Origin of the sequence: Hymenobacter mellowenesis (genome assembly GCF_030581005.1) — a bacterium.
GTDB lineage: Bacteria > Bacteroidota > Bacteroidia > Cytophagales > Hymenobacteraceae > Hymenobacter > Hymenobacter mellowenesis.
This window is the reverse complement of the sequence record NZ_JAUQSX010000013.1, coordinates 1-18,951: the sequence shown is the minus strand read 5'-3', so window position 1 is coordinate 18,951 and position 18,951 is coordinate 1. Positions and strand designations below refer to the sequence as shown.

Annotated in this window: 13 protein-coding genes; 7 read left to right on the top strand and 6 right to left on the bottom strand. The window is 63.8% G+C overall.

Features of this window, described 5'->3' with window-relative positions:
* Nucleotides 1-53: 53 nt before the first annotated feature.
* Nucleotides 54-2,057 carry a T9SS type B sorting domain-containing protein gene (locus Q5H92_RS20880; protein ID WP_305013499.1) on the bottom strand — a complete coding sequence of 668 codons (2,004 nt, stop codon included), beginning with the start codon at nt 2,055-2,057 and terminating at the stop codon, nt 54-56.
* A gap of 311 nt (nt 2,058-2,368) precedes the next feature.
* On the opposite strand from Q5H92_RS20880, the gene Q5H92_RS20875 reads away from it, so the two are divergent.
* The 3 genes from Q5H92_RS20875 (at nt 2,369) to Q5H92_RS20865 (ending at nt 5,367) form a co-directional block, all read left to right on the top strand.
* Nucleotides 2,369-2,776 carry a BlaI/MecI/CopY family transcriptional regulator gene (locus tag Q5H92_RS20875; protein WP_305013498.1) on the top strand — a complete coding sequence of 136 codons (408 nt, stop codon included), beginning with the start codon at nt 2,369-2,371 and terminating at the stop codon, nt 2,774-2,776.
* Nucleotides 2,751-4,175: a TonB family protein gene (locus Q5H92_RS20870; protein ID WP_305013497.1), complete on the top strand. Its 1,425-nt coding sequence runs from the start codon at nt 2,751-2,753 to the stop codon at nt 4,173-4,175. The genes Q5H92_RS20875 and Q5H92_RS20870 overlap by 26 nt, the downstream gene beginning before the upstream one ends.
* Before the next feature lie 154 nt (nt 4,176-4,329).
* Nucleotides 4,330-5,367 (top strand): hypothetical protein, encoded by a 1,038-nt coding sequence (locus Q5H92_RS20865; protein ID WP_369811169.1) that lies wholly within the window; start codon nt 4,330-4,332, stop codon nt 5,365-5,367.
* A 257-nt stretch (nt 5,368-5,624) separates the two neighbouring features.
* Here the strand turns inward: Q5H92_RS20865 and Q5H92_RS20860 are convergent, their stop codons facing one another.
* The 5 genes from Q5H92_RS20860 to Q5H92_RS20840 all read right to left on the bottom strand — a co-directional run bounded on the left by Q5H92_RS20860 (nt 5,625) and on the right by Q5H92_RS20840 (nt 13,035).
* A complete protein-coding gene (locus Q5H92_RS20860) occupies nt 5,625-7,913 on the bottom strand; it encodes a GH92 family glycosyl hydrolase (RefSeq protein ID WP_305013496.1) in 2,289 nt (762 codons plus the stop codon).
* 256 nt (nt 7,914-8,169) lie between these two features.
* Entirely contained in the window at nt 8,170-9,738 is a 1,569-nt protein-coding gene (locus tag Q5H92_RS20855; protein ID WP_305013495.1) for a DHA2 family efflux MFS transporter permease subunit, read from the bottom strand.
* A 151-nt stretch (nt 9,739-9,889) separates the two neighbouring features.
* A complete protein-coding gene (locus Q5H92_RS20850) occupies nt 9,890-10,996 on the bottom strand; it encodes an HlyD family secretion protein (protein ID WP_305013494.1) in 1,107 nt (368 codons plus the stop codon).
* Between the two features lie 57 nt (nt 10,997-11,053).
* Complete coding sequence (locus tag Q5H92_RS20845; RefSeq protein WP_305013493.1) at nt 11,054-11,503, bottom strand: universal stress protein; 450 nt, start codon at nt 11,501-11,503, stop codon at nt 11,054-11,056.
* A 167-nt stretch (nt 11,504-11,670) separates the two neighbouring features.
* Entirely contained in the window at nt 11,671-13,035 is a 1,365-nt protein-coding gene (locus Q5H92_RS20840; RefSeq protein WP_305013492.1) for a TolC family protein, read from the bottom strand.
* Nucleotides 13,036-13,258: 223 nt separating this feature from the next.
* Between Q5H92_RS20840 and Q5H92_RS20835 the strand changes: the two genes are divergently transcribed.
* From Q5H92_RS20835 to Q5H92_RS20820, 4 genes are all read left to right on the top strand, one after another.
* Complete coding sequence (locus tag Q5H92_RS20835) at nt 13,259-15,388, top strand: sigma-54-dependent Fis family transcriptional regulator (protein WP_305013491.1); 2,130 nt, start codon at nt 13,259-13,261, stop codon at nt 15,386-15,388.
* Between the two features lie 68 nt (nt 15,389-15,456).
* On the top strand, nt 15,457-16,647 hold the full coding sequence (locus tag Q5H92_RS20830) for a PQQ-dependent sugar dehydrogenase (RefSeq protein WP_305013490.1): 1,191 nt from the start codon (nt 15,457-15,459) through the stop codon (nt 16,645-16,647).
* A gap of 72 nt (nt 16,648-16,719) precedes the next feature.
* Nucleotides 16,720-16,842, top strand: coding sequence for a hypothetical protein (locus Q5H92_RS20825; protein ID WP_305013489.1), 123 nt, complete (start codon nt 16,720-16,722; stop codon nt 16,840-16,842).
* A 113-nt stretch (nt 16,843-16,955) separates the two neighbouring features.
* A partial coding sequence (locus Q5H92_RS20820; protein ID WP_305013488.1) for a sensor histidine kinase occupies nt 16,956-18,951 on the top strand: 1,996 nt, incomplete at its 3' end.

Below are 18,951 nucleotides of genomic sequence, written 5' to 3'. Positions count from 1 at the left end.
GGCTTACGCGGTCAACTGGTTTTAGATGCCGCGCCGCGCCCGCCGGCCAGCGGCTACCGCACCACTTCTACCCAGCCCTTGAGCCGGGGTGCCGGGCACAGCTGCGGGTGGCTGAGCACGTAATAGTACGTGCCGGCGGGCAGGCCAGCCGCCGTCCAGTCGCTGGCGTAGTCCGCCGATTCGTATACCAGCCGGCCCCAGCGGCTGAACACCTGCAGGTGCGTGCCGGCGGGTAGGCCGGCGATTTTCCACCGGTCGTTGCGGCCGTCGGCGTTGGGGGTGATAATATTGGGGATAGGCCCCGGCGGCGTCAGGCTGGCCGCCGTTAGGGTGTAGCGCAGCCGGAAGCGGCACCCTGCCAGCGTGCTCACCAGCACGGAGTAGCTGCCCGCCTCCACGGCCCGTATGGTGGGCTCTGTCGAGCCGGTGCTCCAGGTCAGGCCGCTGCCCGCAGGCGCGCCGGCTACCCGCAGCGTGCGCCCGGGCGCACAGTCGGTCGAGTCGGCAACTACGCGCAGCCCGGCCGGCGCCGGGGCCAGCGAATCGGGGCAGGGCGCGGGCACCGTGATGCGGGCAATGAAGCCGTCGCTGAGCCGGGTGGCGAGGGGGCCGATGGCCGGCCCCAGGTAGGTTACATCGCTGAAGGTGCCCGTCACCAGCAGCTGCTGGTTGCTGAGCGCGTGCACGCTGCCCGCAAAGTCATCGCCGGCAAACGTGTAAGAACGGCTGCCCCCCGTGCCGCCCGCCAGGCCCAGCCACTGCCACTGGCCCGTGTTGCCGCTTAGCTGGCCCACAAAAATATCCGGGTCCTTGCTCCGGCTGCTTACCGGCGGCAGGGCGCCAAACCGGCCCGTTTCCGAGAACGTGCTCGTGATGAGCACATCGCCGCCGGGCGTGGCCGTGAGGCCGCCCTGGCCCATGGGCCGGCCCGTGCCGCCGCCCGCCGCCGCCCACTGCCACTGTCCGGTATCGGCCCGCAGCCGGCCCACGAAAGTACCGTACGGACCCGGCCCCGGGCCCAATGCAAACGGGGCCATTCGCACCGTGCCCGCGTATTTGCCGCTGAGCACGAGGTCGCCGGCGGGCAACTGGGCCAGGCGCTGGCCTTCGGTGTTCACATCGGCCTGGGCCTGCTGCACCCAGCGCCAACTGCCGCTCACCGGGTCGAGGCGGGCTACGAAGGCGCGCGGAGTGGCGGCGCCGCCAATGGCGGGCAGCCCGCCCAGGGTGAGCGGGGCCTGCAGGCTGCCGGCCAGGGCAATGTCGCCGCCCGGCAGGCTGACCACGTCGGTGGCGTCGTCGGTGCCCAGGCCGCCGGCTCCAAATACTTGCAGCCACTGCCCGGTGGCCGGGTTCAGGCGCGCCACAAACACGTTGTAGTTGACGGTGCCAAAGCCCCCGCCCGGCCGGCTCGACGCCAGCGGCGGCAGGCCGGCCAGGTGAAGCTCGCCGTCGTAGTTGCCCACCACCACTAGCTCGCCGTTGGGGCGCAGCGCCAGGCCGTTGGGCCGTACGTGGGTGAAGCCGCCGTGCCCGGCCAGTTGGGCCACCCAGCGCCACTGGCCGGTGGCGCCGTTGAGGCGGCCCACGTAGCCGTCGTAGGTGCCGTCGCCGAACAAGGTAGGCAAGGTGCCAAACGAGGCGCCCGCGTAGCCATCGGTGAAGGTGCCAAGCACCAGCACGTCGTTGTCGGGCAGCACCAGTACGCGGTGGGCGCCGGTGCCGTTGGGGCTGCGGATGGTGGTGGCCCAAAGCCATTGGCCGGCCTGGCTGCGCCGGGCCACAAAACCCTGCGTATAGCCCGTGTCGCCCGCCCGCAGCGTGGGCCCCAGCCGGAACGTGCCCGACGCCACCCCCGCCACCACCACATCGCCATTCGGCGCTAGCCCCGAGCCGACAATGCCGCTGGCCTGTTGCTCGGCTTCAAGCCGGTCCAGCAGCTCCCAACTCTGGGCCGGGGCGGGCAGGGCAGCCAGTAACAGCAGTAGGAAAAGTACCGCCAGCTGCCCGCACTTCTCCCCCTTTTTCGACCTGGAAACGACGAAGCCAAGAAACATTCGAGCGAGTAGAAAGGAATGGCGTATAGTTAAGACGGAAAGAGCGGCGCGACAAAAGTGAGCTACTCACCTGACAGTGGAAAGCAGATAAATATATCTGCAGGACTTTGTTTTTTGCTCTATGAAAAGAAAATTCATTGAATTTCAAGATATTGAAGGTTGAGCATTAGGCTTTTCAATATTGCTTTTTAACCCCTATTGGATTTGATAAACTATTTCGGGTAAGCACTAAACTTTCTTTCAACTAACAGAATAGTTTTTAAACTAAAAAATTAGTTGTACGTTTACATCAACCTCATAATACCTCCCGTATGGACTCCTCCGCTTTCCCCGAACTCACCCGCGCCGAAGAACAAGTGATGCAGGTGCTCTGGCGGCTTGGCCCCTCCTTCGTGAAGGATGTGCTGGCCGAGCTGCCGGCCCCGCAGCCGGCCTACAACACGGTTTCCACCATCATCCGCATCCTCGAAACCAAGGGCTTTGTCGACCACGAAGCGTTTGGGCGCACTCACCGCTACTTCGTGCTGGTGCAGCAGGACGACTACCGCCGCTTCTCGCTGCGCAAGCTGCTGGGCGGGCACTTCGGCAACTCCTTCAGCCGGCTGGTTTCCTTCTTTGCCAAAGAAGAAAACCTCGACGCCGCCCAGCTCGACGAACTCCTCCGCCACGCTTCCCAACCCCAAAAACCCACCGATGATGACTCAACTCAGCCTGCTTAATTGGATGGTGCTCAGCACGGTGCTGCTGGGCGCGTGGTGGCTTTGCTATCGCCTGGCTCTGCGCCAGGAGCGCAGCTTTGCCTACAACCGCTGGTTTCTGGTGCTGGGCCCGCTGCTGGCCGCCGGCCTGCCGCTACTGCCCGTGGCCCTGCCCGCCAGCTGGAGCGCCGGCCCGGTCCCGCTGGCGGGCGTGGCGGCCGTGCTGCTGCCCACCGTAGCCATCGGGCCCGGCGAGGCGCCCGCTACGGCCCTCAACTGGCCGCAGGTGCTGCTGCTGATTTACCTGGCTGGGGCGGTTTTCATGCTGGGCCGGCTGGCCCTGGAGCTGGGGCAATTGTGGCTGAGCACGCGCCGGCTGGCCCGCGAAAAGCGCCCCGGCTACACGCTAGTGCCCACCCACGGCCAGCTGCCCACCAGCTCGTTCGGCCGCCTCATTTTCTGGGATGAAACCCTGGCCCTGAGCCCGGCCGAGGCCGACCAGGTGCTGCGCCACGAGCTGGCCCACGCCCACCAGAGCCACACCTTCGACCGCCTGCTGCTGGAGTTGCTGCGCGCCGGGCTGTGGTTCAATCCCTTCGTGCACCTGTGCGGCCGGGCGCTGGCCCTCACCCACGAGTATCTGGCCGATGACGCCGCCCTGCGCCACGCTGCCCGCCAGGCGCCGGCCTTTTCGCCCGCTCAGTCCTACACCCACCTGTTGGCCCGGCAAGTGGCCAACCGCCTTGGTTTCTCCGTCCCGCTTGCGCACACCTTTTCCCATTCCCAAACCCTACGTCGCATTGCCATGATACAGAAAACCTCCCCCATTCGCCGCTGGAAACAGTGGCTGGCGCTGCCGCTGCTCAGCGCCCTGTTGTTCACCGTTGCCTGCGAGAAAGCCGCTACGCCTGCCGAGCCGGCCGCACCGAGCGCCGCCCAGGATGCTGCGCTGGTGCCTCCTCCCCCGCCGCCGCCGCCCACTGTCGTGCTGCATGGCCACAACGAGGCGCCCACGCTGGACAAAGTCTACACTTACGTGGAGCAAATGCCGCAGCTGCCCGGCGGGGGCGGCAATCGCGCCATCGTGGAGTACCTGCAGAGCCACATCAATTACTCCGATGCCCTGGCCGCCAACCCCAAAGAGGGTGCCGTATTCGCCTCGTTCACGGTGATGGCAAACGGCGATGTGAAAGACGCGGCAATCGTAAAAGGCCTTTCGCCGGCCTACGACGCGGCCGTGCTGGCCGCCATTCAAACATTGCCGCGCTTCGTGCCCGGCAAGCAGGACGGCAAAGCGGTGGCCGTGAGCTTCACCGTGCCCGTGCGATTTGTGACAAATTCTTCCGCCAAAACCGTCGGCCTGCAGCTTTTTAACTGGTACGGCGGCTGGTCGCCCAAACCCGCCAGCGCGGGCTGCTAGGAGGGCCAAGCTGACCATTTCGATAAAAATCAACCGAGAAACCGCTGGAAAAGCTCCGCCAATGGCCGGAGCCTTTCTGCGTTAAGTCCAGCGCCAACCCGGCAAAATGGGCTAACTTGCGGGCTGTATAGGCCTTCTAATCCGTTTTAATTCAGTGCTGTTTTCCCTAACGCCGCGTGCCGCGCTCGTGGCCGCCTCCCTGAGCTTGCTGGCCGCCGCCAGCCTGCCCGCCTGCAAAACCAGCCCCAACGAGGGCGAAAAAGGGGCCACCGGCGCCACTGGCGACAGCGTGGCCGCCCAGCCCGCGCCGGTTGATACCATCAAAATCAAGCGGTTGGCCATGCAGCGCGACTCGCTCAAGGCCGACAGCATTGCCAAGAAAACCGGGCAGCTGCCGGGCGCCATCCTGCCGGGCCACCGCATCGTGGCGTTCTATGGCAACATCCGCTCGAAGGGCATGGGCATTCTGGGCCGCGAGCCCAAGGACCAGATGTTCCGCAAGTTCGCGGGCGTGCTGAAGGAGTGGCAGGCCGCCGACCCCAGCATCCCGGTGCAGGCCGCCCTGCACAACGTGACCATCACGGCCCAGGGCACCGCCGGCAAAGACGGCAAATGGCGCCTGATGAACTCCAAAGCCACCATCGATGAGGTGCTGAGCTGGGCCAAGGAGCACAACTGCATCCTGTTCCTAGACGTGCAGCCCGGCCACAGCACCCTGCAGGCCGAGCTGCCCAAGCTGGAGCAATACCTCAAAGACCCCATCGTGCATCTGGGCATCGACCCCGAGTTCTCGCTCGCCACCATGCCCGGCGTGCGCCCGAACCAGAAAATCGGCACCCTCGACGCTAAGGACGTGAACTTCACCATCAACTTCCTGGCCCGCATCGTGAGCGAAAACAAGCTCCCGCCCAAGGTGCTGACGGTCCACCGCTTCACCCGCAAGATGCTCACCAACTACAAAAACATCAAGCTCGACCCGCGCGTGCAGGTGGTGATGCACATGGACGGCCACGGCGAACCCACCCTGAAAAAGGACTCCTACCACGACTACATCCAAGTGGAGCCCGTGCAGTACACCGGCTTCAAGCTCTTCTACGAGTACGACGCCCGCCCGGCTCCCCACCACATCATGACGCCCACCGAGGTGCTCACGCAGCTCACGCCCAAGCCGCTGTACATTCAGTACCAGTAGGTTGTCGCCTGTCATTGCGAGGAGGCACGACGAAGCAATCCGTCCTGTCGACACCAGACACGCTCTTTTACCAAAAAGCCCCGGCACTGCGCAGTGCCGGGGCTTTTTGCTTTATTGAGCTGGGCCACCGGTCCGACGGCGCAGCCGTCCGACCGGTCGTCGTTGTTTACCATGACGTGCCTGCTTTAACCGGTCGGTCGGCTGCGCCGTCGGACCGGACCGAACGATTCTTTCGCCTAGCCCATAAAAACGCTTTTTCACTTCGCCTTCGAAAATGAATACGGCGCCGCAGCCGCCCCTGTCCCCCGGCTCTTGTTGGGCGTGGCGCTCATGTCAAAGTTCAGCGTGGCGCCCTGCAGCAATTCCGAGTGGCTGAGCCAGTTCTTGTCATAAGGCTGGCCGTTGAGCGTCAGGCTGTTCACGTAGCGGTTTTCGGCAGAGTTGTTGGGCGCGTTCAGCACGATGTCCTTGCCGGAGGGCAGGTGCAGGGTGGCTTTGGGGAAGAGCGGGGCGCCCAGCACGTACTGGTCGGTGCCGGGGCACACGGGGTAGAAGCCCAGGGCCGAAAACACATACCAGGCCGAAGTCTGGCCGTTGTCTTCGTCGCCGCAGTAGCCGTCGGAGGTGGGCAGGTAGAGGCGGTTGAGCACCTCGCGCACCCAGTATTGGGCTTTCCAAGGCTGGCCGGCGTAGTTGTAGAGGTAGGGCATGTGCTGAATGGGCTGATTGCCATGCGCGTAGTTGCCCATGCCGGCAATCTGCATCTCCCGGATTTCGTGGATGACCTCGCCGTAGTACGATTCGTCGAACACCGGCGGCAGGGTGAAAACGGTGTCCAGCGCGGCCACGAATTTCTGCCGGCCGCCCATCAAATCCACCAATCCCTGCACGTCGTGAAACACCGACCAGGTGTAGTGCCAGCTGTTGCCTTCGGTGAAGGCGTCGCCCCATTTGAAGGGGTTGAAGGGTTTCTGAAACGTGCCATCCTGGTTGCGGCCGCGCATGAGGCCGGTTTCCTTGTCGAACAGCTTGCGGTAGTTCTGGCTGCGGCGGGCGTAAAGGTCGATTTCCTTTTTGGGCTTGCCTAGCGCCTTGGCCAGCTGGTAGATGGTGAAGTCGTCGTAGGCGTACTCCAGCGTGCGGGCCGCGTTTTCGTCGATTTTGACATCGTAGGGCACGTAGCCGAGCTTGTTGTAGTACGCCACGCCCTTGCGGCCCACGGCGTCGAGCGGCCCGGCGTTGTTGGCGCCGTGCGTGAGGGCTTCGTAGAGCAGGTTCATATCCTGCCCCCGAATGCCTTTCAGGTAAGCATCGGCCACCACGGAGGCCGAATTGTTGCCCACCATCACGTCGCGCAAGCCGGGGCTGGCCCACTCGGGCAGCCAGCCGCTTTCGCGGTAGTCGTTGGCCAGGCCCTGCTGAATCTCGGCGTTCACGTCCGGGTACAACAGGTTCAGAAAGGGAAACAGCGCCCGAAACGTGTCCCAGAAACCGGTATCGGTGTACATATAGCCCGGCAGAACTTGCCCATTGAAAGGGCTGTAGTGCATGATGTTACCGGCGGCATCCCGCTCGTACAGCTTGCGCGGAAACAGCAGCGCGCGGTACAGGCAGGAGTAGAACGTGCGCCGCTGGGCCTCGGTCCCGCCCTCAATCTCGATGCGGCCCAGGGCCTTGTTCCAGGCGGCGCGGCCCTGCCGGCGCACGGCGTCAAAGTCCTGCTCGCCGATTTCGCGCAGGTTCAGTTCGGCCTGCTCGGGACTGATGAAGGACGAGGCCACCCGCGCATTCACCTTTTCTCCTTTTCGGGTTTTGAAGCCCACCACAGCCCCGGCGTGTTTGGCTGTTACTTCCAGCACGCCCGGCGCCAGAGCTTTATCCTGATACAGGGCCGTGCTGGTGAAGTCGTGGTCGAATTCCAGAATGAAGTAGTTCCGAAAGTTCTTGGGCACGCCGCCGCTGTTGCGCGTGGTGTAGCCGATGACCCGGCGCTGCCCGGGCAGCACCTTCACGTAGGAGCCGCGGTCCAGCGCATCAATCACCACGTAGGCGCTGTCGGTTTGCGGGAAGGTGAAGCGGAAGCGGGCGGCGCGCTCGGTGGGCGCTATTTCGGTTGTCACGTCGTGGTCGGCGAGGTACACGCGGTAGTAATTGGGCTCGGCCACCTCGGCCTTGTGCGAAAACCAGCTGGCGCGGGCGTCTTCGTCGAACACTCGACGGCCAGTGATGGGCATGAGGGCGAACTGGCCGTAGTCGTTCATCCACGGCGAGGGCTGGTGGGTCTGCTTGAAGCCGCGCAGCTTGTCGGCGCTGTATTGATAGGCCCAGCCGTCGCCCATCTTGCCGGTCTGGGGCATCCAGAAGTTCATGCCCCAGGGCAGGGCGATGGCCGGGTAGGTGTTGCCGTTCGAGAGGTCCGGCTTCGAGTCGGTGCCGACGAGCGGGTTCACCCACTGGGCGGGGTCGGCGGTGGGGGCCGGTGATTGGGCGCGCGTGATGCTGGTTATCAGAACGAGCGCCAGGAGGGCGATAAATGGTTTTAGCATTTCAAGAGAAAATTGAACGTCAGGCTGAGCGAAGTTGAAGCATCTCTATTGCAATAGTAAATCTGATTAGCCGCGCAGTAGAGATGCTTCGACTTCGCTCAGCCTGAAGTTCTTACTTTTTGTCAGCCTGTGGCACAAATAAAAAGCCCCGACACTGCGCAGTGTCGGGGCTTGGTCACATTGATAGGCTGGTCGCTGAGAACAGGACGGATTGCTTCGTCTCCGCTCGCAATGACAAAAGGAATGACAGACGAACTCAGTGCGCGTCCATGCTGATTTTGCCGGTAATTTTCACGCGCTTAATCAGCAGCACCAGCGGCAGGCAAATCACGAAGAACAAGCCAATCATGGCAAACACCTGCGAGTAGGTGATGATGGACACCTGCTTCATCAGAATGCCTTCGAGGGCATAATAAGCTTGTTTCTGGGCCTGCTCAAAGGTGAAGCCGTGGGCCATAAAATTCTGGGTGAACGCCTGAATGCGCTGCACCGTGGCCGAGTCGTAGAGCGAGATATGGGCCAGCGGGCTGATGCGGTTCTGGGCAATGCTGCGCTCCAAGTAGGTGCCCACAATGGCTACCCCGAACGAGCCGCCGAGCTGGCGAATCATACCGGTGAGGCCGGCGGCCTGGCCGGCGTCTTTGCCCTTAAGGCCCGCCAAGCTCATGGTGGTGATGGGCAGGAAGATGAGGCCCATACCCAAGCCGCGCACCATCAGGGGCCAGAAGAAGTCATCTTCGCCGGCGGTGGGCGAAATGACGTTGGCCATCCAGAACGTGAAGCCGAAGAAGATGAGGAAGCCCGTGGGAATCATCACCTTCTGGGGCACGCCGGCCTGCAACATCTTCCCGATGACGGGCATCATGAAGCCGGAAGCCAGGGCGCCGGGCAGCAGCATGTAGCCCGTTTGGGCGGCCGTGAAGCCCAAGATGCGCTGCGTGAAAATGGGCAGAATGAACACCGAGGCAAACATGCCGAAGCCCAGCACGAACGACAGCACCGAACCCACGGCCAGGTTGCGGCTCTTGCCCAGCACCCGCAGGTCCACAATTGGCGCCTTGGCCGTCAGCTCGCGCCAGATGAAGCCCAGCAGGCCAATGGCTGCCAGCAGCGCAAAGCTGTTGATGTAGGCGCTTTCAAACCAGTCCTCCGTTTCGCCCTGCTCCAGCACCAGCTGTAGCGAGCCCACGCCCAGAATCAGTAGGAAGATACCGGCCCAGTCAATCTCGCGCAGCGGCCGGGGAATGGCGTTCTTGATGCGCTCGGGGTCACGGATAAACAGCAGCGTGAAAATGGCGGCTAGAATGCCCACCGGCACGTTCACGTAGAAAATCCAGGGCCAGTCGTAGTTGTCCACGATGTAGCCGCCCAGCGTGGGGCCGATGGTGGGCCCGATAATTACGCCCATGCCAAACAGGGCCTGGCCCAGCGGCAGCTGCTTGGGCGGAAAGGTATCAATCAGAATGGCCTGCGAAGTTGCCATCAAAGCGCCCCCGCCAATGCCCTGGATGAAGCGGAAAGCCACCAGCTCCCACAGGTTGGTGCTTTGGCCACAGGCCATGCTGGCCAGCGTGAACAGCACCACGGAGAAGAAAAAGTAGTTTTTGCGCCCGAACTGCTCGGCCAAAAAGCCGGTCATCGGAATCACAATCACGTTGGCGATGCCGTAGGCGGCCACCACCCAGGTCACTTCCTGCTGCGTGGCCGAAAGGTTGCCCATCATCTGGGTCAGGGCCACGTTCACAATGCTGGTATCAATCAGCTCGAGCAACACGCAGAGGACCACCGTTACAACGATAATCCACTTGGTAAATCCGGTTTCCATTAACTAGTTATTTTTAGAGTTAAAAAGGCCGTCATGCAGAGCGCAGCCGAAGCATCTCTACCGCTTCGTTGGTCCGGTTTGGATTACTTCCCCGGTAGAGATGCTTCGACTGCGCTCAGCATGACGGCCACATGGCCCGTAGCCTATTCAACTACTTCACCTGCACCACCGCATTCACGCTCATGCCGGCGCGAAGCGGGTGCTGGGGGTCCACCTTATCCAAGGCGATGCGCACCGGAATCCGCTGGGTCACTTTCACGAAGTTGCCGCTGGCGTTGTCGGGGGGCAGCAGGGCGAAGCGGGCGCCGGTAGCGGCCGAAAGCGACTCGATGTGACCCTGGAACTCCTCTTTGGGGTAGGCGTCCACTTCCAGTTTCACGGGCTGGCCCACTTTCATGTCTTCCAACTGGGTTTCCTTGAAGTTGGCCACCACCCAGGTGCGGGCGCTGCCCACGATGCCGAACAGCTGCTGGCCGGGGCCGACCACCTGGCCGGGCTGCACGTTTTTCTTGCTGATGATGCCATCCTGCGGGGCGGTGATGGTGGTGTAGCTCAGCTGCAGCTTGGCGTTGTCGAGGTCGGCCTGGCGCTGCTTCACCACGGCCTGGGCCACGGCGATTTGCTGCTGAGCGGCGGCCACCTGCTGGCGGGCCACGCTCACTTGGTCGGTGGCGGTGGCGCGCTGGGCGGCAGTGGCTTTCAGATTGGCCTGCACGGCGTCGTACTCACTCTGCGGGATAATGTCCTGCTTGCGCAGCATCTCGCTGCGCTTCAGGTCTTTCTGCAAGCGCTCCTGGTTGGCCTGGCTCACGCCGATGCCGGTTTGGGCGGTGCGCACGTTGGCGGTAGCGGTGCCCACGCCGGCGCGGGCAGCCGTTACCTGGGCCTGGGCGGCGAAGAGGGCGGCCTCAGCGGCGTTCACGCGCTGCTGGTAGTCGGCTTGGTCGAGGGTGACGAGGACTTGGCCCTTTTTCACGGGCTGGTTATCGTCCACCTTCACTTCGAGCACCGGGCCGCCCACGCGGGGCAATACCGGGTACACGTCGCCTTCTACCTGGGCGTCGTCGGTGCTTTCGTGGGCTTTGGCAAACTGGTAGCGCGTGTAGCCATAGTAGCCACCAGCCAGCAGCAGCATGGCCACGATAATCAGGACAAGCGGATTGCGCTTTTTGGGCTCCTCCATGGGCTCGGCGTCGGTCGAGGCCGCGTTGGGGAAAGGAGCGGGGGCATTTTGAACGGGAGTTTCGGTCTGGGCCATCTTGGTAAGTATTCGGGGGCGGTGTTTTACGAAAAAAGGAGAGGGGCAGTGGCTCAATTAAGCTTGAGCCGCAGCAGTTTCGGGTTGGAGCGGTGCTCGCACCAACAGCGTGGCGCACCGGGCGGTGCGAAGTACGATTTCGGCGGTAGTGCCCATCAAAAAGCGGGTGAGGCCCGTTTGGCCGTGTGCGCCAATAACAATTAAATCAGCCTGTTGGCGCTCGGCTTCGGCCACAATTTCCGGGGCCGCTTCGCCGCGCACCATGCCGGTGTGCACAAGCGTCACGCCGGCGGCTTCGGCGGCGTTGCGCAGGTCCTGCATCCGGCCTTTGCAGGAGCCGAACACCTTCGCATCGGGCTGCTGGCCGGTGGGGTCCTCCTGCGGCTCGCACACGTGCAGCAGCCGCAGCTCGGCGCCCGTGGCCACAGCCAGGGCCGCCGCGTAGGCCACCAGCCCAGCCGACGCAGCCGAGAAATCGAGCGGACAAAGGATGGTGGAGAGGTTCATTTTCTAAGTTGGAGGATTTTATCAGAAGGGAAAAAGACGGTCATGTTGAGCGAAGCGTGGCGGAGTCGAAACATCTCTACCTCAGTAGTAAATCTGAATTACTCGCTCGGTAGAGATGCTTCGGCTGCGCTCAGCATGACGTTCTACTTTCTTCGTTCCAGCTCACCTTATTGCCAAATCTGCTCGCCGGTGGCGCGGCGCAGCTGGTACTGGCCCAGCGTGTAGTTGTATTCGGCCTGCACCAGGGCCAGGCGGGCCTGGGCGAGCTGGGTTTCGGCGTCCAGCACGTCGAGGTTCTGGCCCACGCCGTAGCGGTACCGGTCACGGGCTTTGCTCAGCGCCTCGGTGGCCTGGGCTACCTGCTGCTGGGCATTTTCGTGGCGGGCCTGGCTGAAATCCATGTTGTTGACGGCCTGGCGCACATCGGCGCGGATTTGCTCTTGCGTGTCGGCGGTGCGGGCCACGGCGGCGCGGGCGTTGGCGGCGGCTTCCACGCGCTGCTTCTTGTTCTTGTTGCCGTCGTAAATCGGCACGGAGAGCTGGAGCACGCCTACCGTATTGAAGCGAATCCGGTCGATATCCGGCAGGATGTAGCCGTTTTTGCCGCCCGCCTGCACACCCGCGCCGAGGCTGGGCATGTTGCTTTTCTCGATGAGGCGGGCCTGCAGAGCGGCCGTGTTTTCGGCGTCGCGGGCCAGCTTCACTTCAGGGCGGTTGTTGCTGGCCTTGGTCACTTCGGCCTCAATGTTCACCGGCTGCGGCTCGTAGCTGAGGCGGCCTTTCACCGGAATGTCGGCCTGGCTGGGCTTGTGCAGCAGGCGAGCCAGTTGCACCTGCTGGTTGCGGAGCTGGTTTTGCAGGTCGAGCTTGGTGTTCTGGGCCTGGGTGATGCGCACATCGGTAGTCGTCACGTCGAAACGGGTGCTTACACCGGCCAGCACGCGCTTGTTCATTTCGTCGCGGTGGGCCTGTAGGGAGGCAATCTGCTGGTCCTGCACCTTAATGCTTTCGCGCATGAACAGGATATTGTAGTACACCTGCGCGGCATTGAATGCCAGGTCGCGGCGGGCCACCGTAATGTTGTCCTGCGCCGTTTGCACCTGCGATTCGGCCACTTTCACGGTCGCGTCGTTCTTGCCGAAATCAAACAGCAGGTACTGCGCCGTGACGTGGAAATCATAGTTATTATTCGGCGCAAACTGGAGCGTTTCGCCCCCAAACGGCAACTTCACCACCGGGTCGATGCGGGTGTAGGTGGCCGTGCCGGTCACCTGAGGCAGGAAACCGGCCCGCGACTGGCTCAGGCGGCTCGTGGAGGCGGCGGCCAGCTCGGTGAGGTTAGTGATGCTGGGGTTGGCGTCGAGCACGGCTTGCAGCGTCGCGCCGAGGGTCAGTGAGTCGCTGGCCAGGCCAATGGCCTGCGCGGCAGCCGGCACGCCGGGCTGGTTTTGGGCCAACGCCGGCTGGGCCAACAGCAAGCTGCCAAACAGCGACAAACCGGCCAAGCCCTTGAAAGATTTAGAAGAAAACATAAGGCCAAGTGGCATAGAGTGTGCCCCGCTCTTACCGAAAGGCGTGCCAGCTGATTAAAATCAAATTAAAATGGCTGTAATATTTTGTATATCAGCATGTTAAAAAATAAAGTCAATTCAAATTAAAACATTGCCCACCGAAAAGGGTCTATATAATTCCTTAAATAGCAGGAATCACCCGGATTTAGCTCCTGTTATTTAAGGAAAGTATAACCCGCTGTTTATGCCCACCACCGACGAAACCCTGCTGCTACACCTCAACGAGGCCATCGCCACGATTCGAGACAAGGACCAGCTCTTTAAGGTGGTCACGACCAAGCTGCGGCTCATTTTTCCGTTCGACCTCATCGGTATCAATATTTTCGATGAGACGCTGCAGTACAAACGCTTATTCCTGCGCGACTACTACGGCGTGGACGAGGCCCCGCCCGTGCCCGAGGGCATGGAGCAGTTTTCGCCCATCGCCGGCACGCCCATCGAAGTGCTCGTGGCCGACCCGCGCGTGCGGCAGTTCACGCCGAAGGAGTACATGGCCAACTACCCGCACTACGCTCCTTACAATAAGTTTGAAAAGCTGGGTGTGAAGCACCTCACGGCCGTGCCGCTGCACATTGCGGGCCGCCTCACGGGCTTCCTCACGCTGGCGTCGCGCCGCGTCCCCAACCTCACGGCAGCCGACGAAAAGCTGCTGGAAAAAATAGGTTCCCTCATCGCCGTAGCCGTGGCCAACACGCTGGCCTTCGAGGAAGTAGCCCGCCGCGAGCAAGAGCGCACCCTGCAGCTCAACATCACCAACACACTGCTCAGCGTGAAGCAGCGCGTCCCACTGTTTCGGGCCGTGGCCGAGAGCCTGAGCCAGGTGATACCCTTCGACTACTTCGGCCTGCGGGTGCAGCGGGCCGGGCGGCAGGAGCCGTTCGAGGGCTTTGCCGAGTTTTCGCGGCACAACGACCCCCGCGCCCCGCTTCAGGCCCTTGACCCTCACCGCCAGCACGGCCTGAACCAGCTGGACATATCCGCCATGTACCAGCAAATGACCGAGCTGCTGCAGTCGCCGGGGCTGTACTCGGCCGATGATTTTCGGGAGCTGGCCCGGCGCTACCCGCTCATGCGGCGGGTGTATGAAGAATACGGCACGCGCGCCATGCTCATTGTGCCCATCTGGCGGCGCACCGATGGCGCCGCCGTGCTCATCCTGTCCTCGTCGAATTCCACGGGCTTTCGCACCGAGGACCTGGCCACAATGGTGTCGCTCACGCCCCAGATTGCCCTGGCGCTGGACAACCTCTTCGCCTTCGAGCAGATTGAAGAGTTGAAGGCCCAGGTGGAACAGGAGCGGACTTATCTGGTGGATGAAATCAATACCTCGGCCCGGTTTGGGGCCGATTCGGGTACCTTCATCGGCAGCAGCCCGGCCCTGCAGCTGGTGGAGCGCCGCATCAGCCTGGTGGCCCCGACGGATACGACCGTGCTGATTTCGGGCGAAACCGGCACCGGCAAGGAGCTAGTGGCCCGCGAGTTGCACAACGCCACGCCCCGCCACGCCCGCGCCCTCATCAAGCTCAACTGCGCCGCCCTGCCCGCCCAGCTCATTGAAAGCGAGCTATTCGGCCACGAGAAAGGCGCCTTCACGGGTGCCGTGGAGCGCCGCATTGGCAAGTTTGAATTGGCCAACGGCGGCAGCATTTTCCTTGATGAAATCGGCGAGTTGCCGCTCGATTTGCAGGCCAAGCTGCTGCGGGTGCTGCAGGAGCGGGAGTTCGAGCGGCTGGGCGGCACCAAGGTGCTGCACTCCGATGCCCGCGTGATAGCCGCCACCAACCGCGTGCTGGCCGACGAAGTGGCCGCCGGCCGATTCCGCGCCGATTTGTATTATCGCCTCAACGTTTTCCCCATCGAGCTGGCCCCGCTGCGGGAGCGCCGTGAGGATATTGAGCCCCTGCTGCGCCACTTTGTGCAGCGCCTGAGCAAACGGCTGGGCAAGCCCATCCGGCAAGTGCGGCCGGCCGATTTGGCGGCGTTGCAAGCCTATAGCTGGCCCGGCAATATCCGCGAACTGGAACACGTGCTGGAACAGTCCATCATCGTGAGCCAGGGTCCGTTTCTGGAGTTCGCGGGCTTTGCCGGTGCGCCGCTGATGCTGGCCGCGCCCGCGGCCCTGGCGGCGCCAACTACCACGGGCATTAAGACACTGAAGGAGCAGGAGCGGGACCACATTCTGGCGGCTCTCACGCAAACCGGCGGGCGCGTGAGCGGCGCGCAGGGCGCCGCTTTGCTGCTGGATATCAACCCCAAAACGCTGGAAGCCCGCATGAAGAAGTTGGGCATCCGGCGCATGGTGGGCGTGGGGTAGGATACTTGTACCGCGCAACCTCAGACTGAAAATGGAAGTTGAAGAGTCCAAACGTCTTATCAACATCCATGTCCATTATTCGACACGCTGCCCTCGCCACCACATTGCTGGCCGCCCTGCCCGCCGCCGCCCAAAACGTGCCCCTGGCCGCCACGCCCTTCAAGATGACGGGTAATATCTACCTGCCCAACAAGCTGCCCGCCACCGACGCCCGCGTGGCCGCGCTGAAGGTCCCCGCCGGCTTCACCATCAGCAAGTACGCCGAGGGCCTCGACATGCCCCGCATGCTGGCCCAGGCCCCCAACGGCGACCTCTACGTGAGCAACCGGGTACGCGGGACCATCACCCTGCTGCGCGACGCCAACAAAGACGGCAAGGCCGAAGTAGTGCGCCAGGTGGCCCAGAAGCCGCATCTGCACGGGCTAGCTCTGAAGGATGGCAAGATGTACCTCAGCGCCATTCGGGAAGTGTACGTGGCCGACGTGCTGCCCGATGGCGGCCTGAGCGAACCCCGCGTCCTCTACAAAGACCTGCCCGACGCCGGCCAGCACGCCAACCGCACGCTGCACTTCGGCCCCGATGGCCAGCTCTACCTCTCCGTAGGCAGCACCTGCAATGCCTGCGACGAGGACAACCCCGAAAACGCCACCCTGCTGGTGCTGAAAACCGACGGCTCGGGCCGGAGCATCTACGCCAAGGGCCTGCGCAATACGATTGGTTTCGACTGGCACCCGGCTACCGGACAGCTCTTCGGTATGGACCACGGCATCGACTGGCTTGGCGACGAGGACCAGATGGAGGAGCTGAATCAGATAAAGCCCGGCGCCAGCTACGGCTGGCCTTCCATCATTGCCGACGGCAAGCACTACCCCGCCAACAAGCCCAAGACCGGCGAAACCTACGAGCAGTTCGACGCCAAAAACCAGCGCCCGCTGCTGGTGTATAAGGCCCACTCGGCCCCGCTGGGCCTGGTTTTCAATAAAGGCAGTCAGTTCCCGGCCGCGTATAAAAACGACGCTTTCGTGACCATGCACGGCTCCTGGAACCGGGCCCAGCCCTCGGGCTACAAGCTGGTGCGGGTGCATTTCGATGCGCAAGGCAAGCCCGAGAAGTTCGAGGACTTCATCACCGGCTTTCTGGTGGAGAACGACAAGTCGGAGTTCGGCCGGCCCTGCGGGCTCATTCAGGCTACCGACGGCTCACTGCTGATGAGCGACGACGACAATGGCGTGATTTACCGGGTGGCTTACAAGAAATAACCACCAGGCAATAGCCGCCGGGCGCAGGCAGCCGTACACCCGCTTGTTCCTTCACCATAGCAATTCCACATCATGGCCAATACCACCAACACCCCGAAGCACACCGACCCCGCCACCAAGCGCGACGAGAAGAAAAACGAAACCGAAATCAAGGACAAGCCCTCGGGCAAGACCGTGAAAACGCAGAAGAAATAGGTTTCCCGAAACCCCCAAAAGAGCCCGATGCGTCTGACGCATCGGGCTCTTTTGGTTTGAGTCGGCTCAGAAATCGGGAAGGAAGCGGCATATTGCAGGTATCTCTCATTCCGATGCTTCGTCGCCTACGGCCGCTGCTTTTGCTCCTGATGTTTCTGGCAGTGGTCTGGCCGGGCCACGGGGGCGTGCCCGCCGTCGACAGCCTGCGGCAGCGCCTGGCCACCGCCCCGCCCGACACCACGCGGGTGCTGCTGCTGCTGGGCCTCTGCCGCCAGTCGGAATTGAGCAACGCGGCCGAGCGCCTGCGCTACGGCCGCGAGGGGCTGGCCCTGGCGCGCCGCCTGGGGTACGAGCGCGGCGAGCTGGAATGCCTCAACGCGCTGGCTGCCACCATGCTGCTTCAGCAGGACTACGTGGCCGCCAGCCGCCACTACCAGCAAGTGGTGCGCTGGGCCGAGCGCCGGCCCTGGGCCGCCCGGCTGGCCGTGCAGGCTTGGTTGGGGCTGGGCCGGGTGGCGGCGCAGGAAGGGCAGTTTGCCCAGGCCGACCGGTTTTTCCGGCAGGCCATGGCGGGCATGCGGCGCTACGCGGCCACGCCTGCCGAGCTAACCATGGCCCAAAACCACATGGCCATGCTGTATGCCGGCTGGCTGCGGGCGGGCGGGCCGGTGCCCGACTCGGTGCCGCGCCTGCAGGAGCGGTATGCGCGGGTAGCCCTGGCGCTCTACCGCCGCCAATCATCCAAAAATGAGCTGGCTACGGTGCTGAATATCATGGGCGTGGTGCACGAGCTGGCCGGCCGCGACGACTCGGCGGTGTACTGCCACCGGCAGGCGCTGCAGCTGCACCAGCGTTTCGGCGATGGGTTCGGCATCGCCCAGACTAGGCTCTCGTTGGCCGTGCTCTATGGCAAGCAGGGCCGCTGGGCGCTGGCCGCGCCCCTCATCCGCACGGCCATTGCCGAGGCGCGGCAGCTGCAGGCCCCCGGCCTGGAAGCGCAGGGCTACGAGCTGCTGGCCGACTACATGGCGGCCACCGGCCGGGGGCAGGAAGCGTTTCGGCTGGCCCGCCGCGAGCAGCACCTGCTCGATAGCCTGCAAACCACGGAGCAGCGCGAGGCGCTGCTGCGCCTGCAGGTGCAGTTCGACACCGAGCGGCAGCGCAGCCGCGTGCGCGCCCTCAGCCAGCAGGCCCGCCTGCAGGCCCTGGCGGCCCGCAAGCAGCGCCAATACCTGCTCCTGACCATGGCCGTGCTGGGCGTGACCATTGCTGGGCTGCTGGTGGCGGGCGTGCTGGGCTGGCGCCTGCGCCGCAGCCGCGCCCAGCTGGCCCGCCAAAACGAGGAGCTGACCGCCACCCGCGCCGAGCAGGACCGCCTCTACGCCCTGGTAGCCCACGACCTGCGCAGCCCGGTGGTGGCCTTCAGCGGCCTGGCCGATTTGATGACCCGCTACATTGAGCGGCAGGATACCGCCCGTCTGGCCGGCCTGGGCGGGCGCGTGCGGCAGGCGGCCCAGGGCCTGCGCGCCCTGCTCGACAACCTGCTGAGCTGGGCCCTGTCGCAGCGCGGCGAGCTGGTGCCGACCATTGAAAATGTGGAGGTTGGGAAATTGCTGGCCGAAGTAGCCGAGCTGTACCAGTCGGGCGCCGAGGCGGCGGGCGTGCAGCTGGTGCTGGCCCCCGGCGCCGCCACTTACGCCCGCGCCGACGTGAACATGGCGCGCACCATTCTGCGCAACCTCGTCAGCAATGCCCTGCAGGCTACGCCGGCGGGCGGCACCATCACGCTGGCCGCCGGGGCGCCGGGGCCGGTGACGGTGGAAATTCGGGTGACGGATACCGGGCAGGGCATCAGCCCGGAGCGGATTCCGCAGCTGCTCAGCGGCGAGGTGGGGCCGCGGCCGGCCCATGCGCCGACCTCGACCGGGCTGGGCCTGCGGCTGAGCGTGGTGTTTGCGCGGGTGCTGGGCGGGCGGCTGGCCCTGGAAAGCACTCCCGGCCAGGGCACTGCCGCCGTGCTCACGCTGCCGGCCGGAATCGGGGCGTCGGCCGGCGCATCGGCCCCCGCCGCCCCGGCCGGCGCCCCGATTCCGGCCACTGGCGCCCTGA

Coding starts and splice junctions, on each gene's coding strand:
- Q5H92_RS20880 (WP_305013499.1), bottom strand. CDS start 2,057: ATGTTTCTTGGCTTCGTCGTTTCCAGGTCGAAAAAGGGGGAGAAGTGC.
- Q5H92_RS20875 (WP_305013498.1), top strand. CDS start 2,369: ATGGACTCCTCCGCTTTCCCCGAACTCACCCGCGCCGAAGAACAAGTG.
- Q5H92_RS20870 (WP_305013497.1), top strand. CDS start 2,751: ATGATGACTCAACTCAGCCTGCTTAATTGGATGGTGCTCAGCACGGTG.
- Q5H92_RS20860 (WP_305013496.1), bottom strand. CDS start 7,913: ATGCTAAAACCATTTATCGCCCTCCTGGCGCTCGTTCTGATAACCAGC.
- Q5H92_RS20855 (WP_305013495.1), bottom strand. CDS start 9,738: ATGGAAACCGGATTTACCAAGTGGATTATCGTTGTAACGGTGGTCCTC.
- Q5H92_RS20850 (WP_305013494.1), bottom strand. CDS start 10,996: ATGGCCCAGACCGAAACTCCCGTTCAAAATGCCCCCGCTCCTTTCCCC.
- Q5H92_RS20845 (WP_305013493.1), bottom strand. CDS start 11,503: ATGAACCTCTCCACCATCCTTTGTCCGCTCGATTTCTCGGCTGCGTCG.
- Q5H92_RS20840 (WP_305013492.1), bottom strand. CDS start 13,035: ATGTTTTCTTCTAAATCTTTCAAGGGCTTGGCCGGTTTGTCGCTGTTT.
- Q5H92_RS20835 (WP_305013491.1), top strand. CDS start 13,259: ATGCCCACCACCGACGAAACCCTGCTGCTACACCTCAACGAGGCCATC.
- Q5H92_RS20830 (WP_305013490.1), top strand. CDS start 15,457: ATGTCCATTATTCGACACGCTGCCCTCGCCACCACATTGCTGGCCGCC.
- Q5H92_RS20825 (WP_305013489.1), top strand. CDS start 16,720: ATGGCCAATACCACCAACACCCCGAAGCACACCGACCCCGCCACCAAG.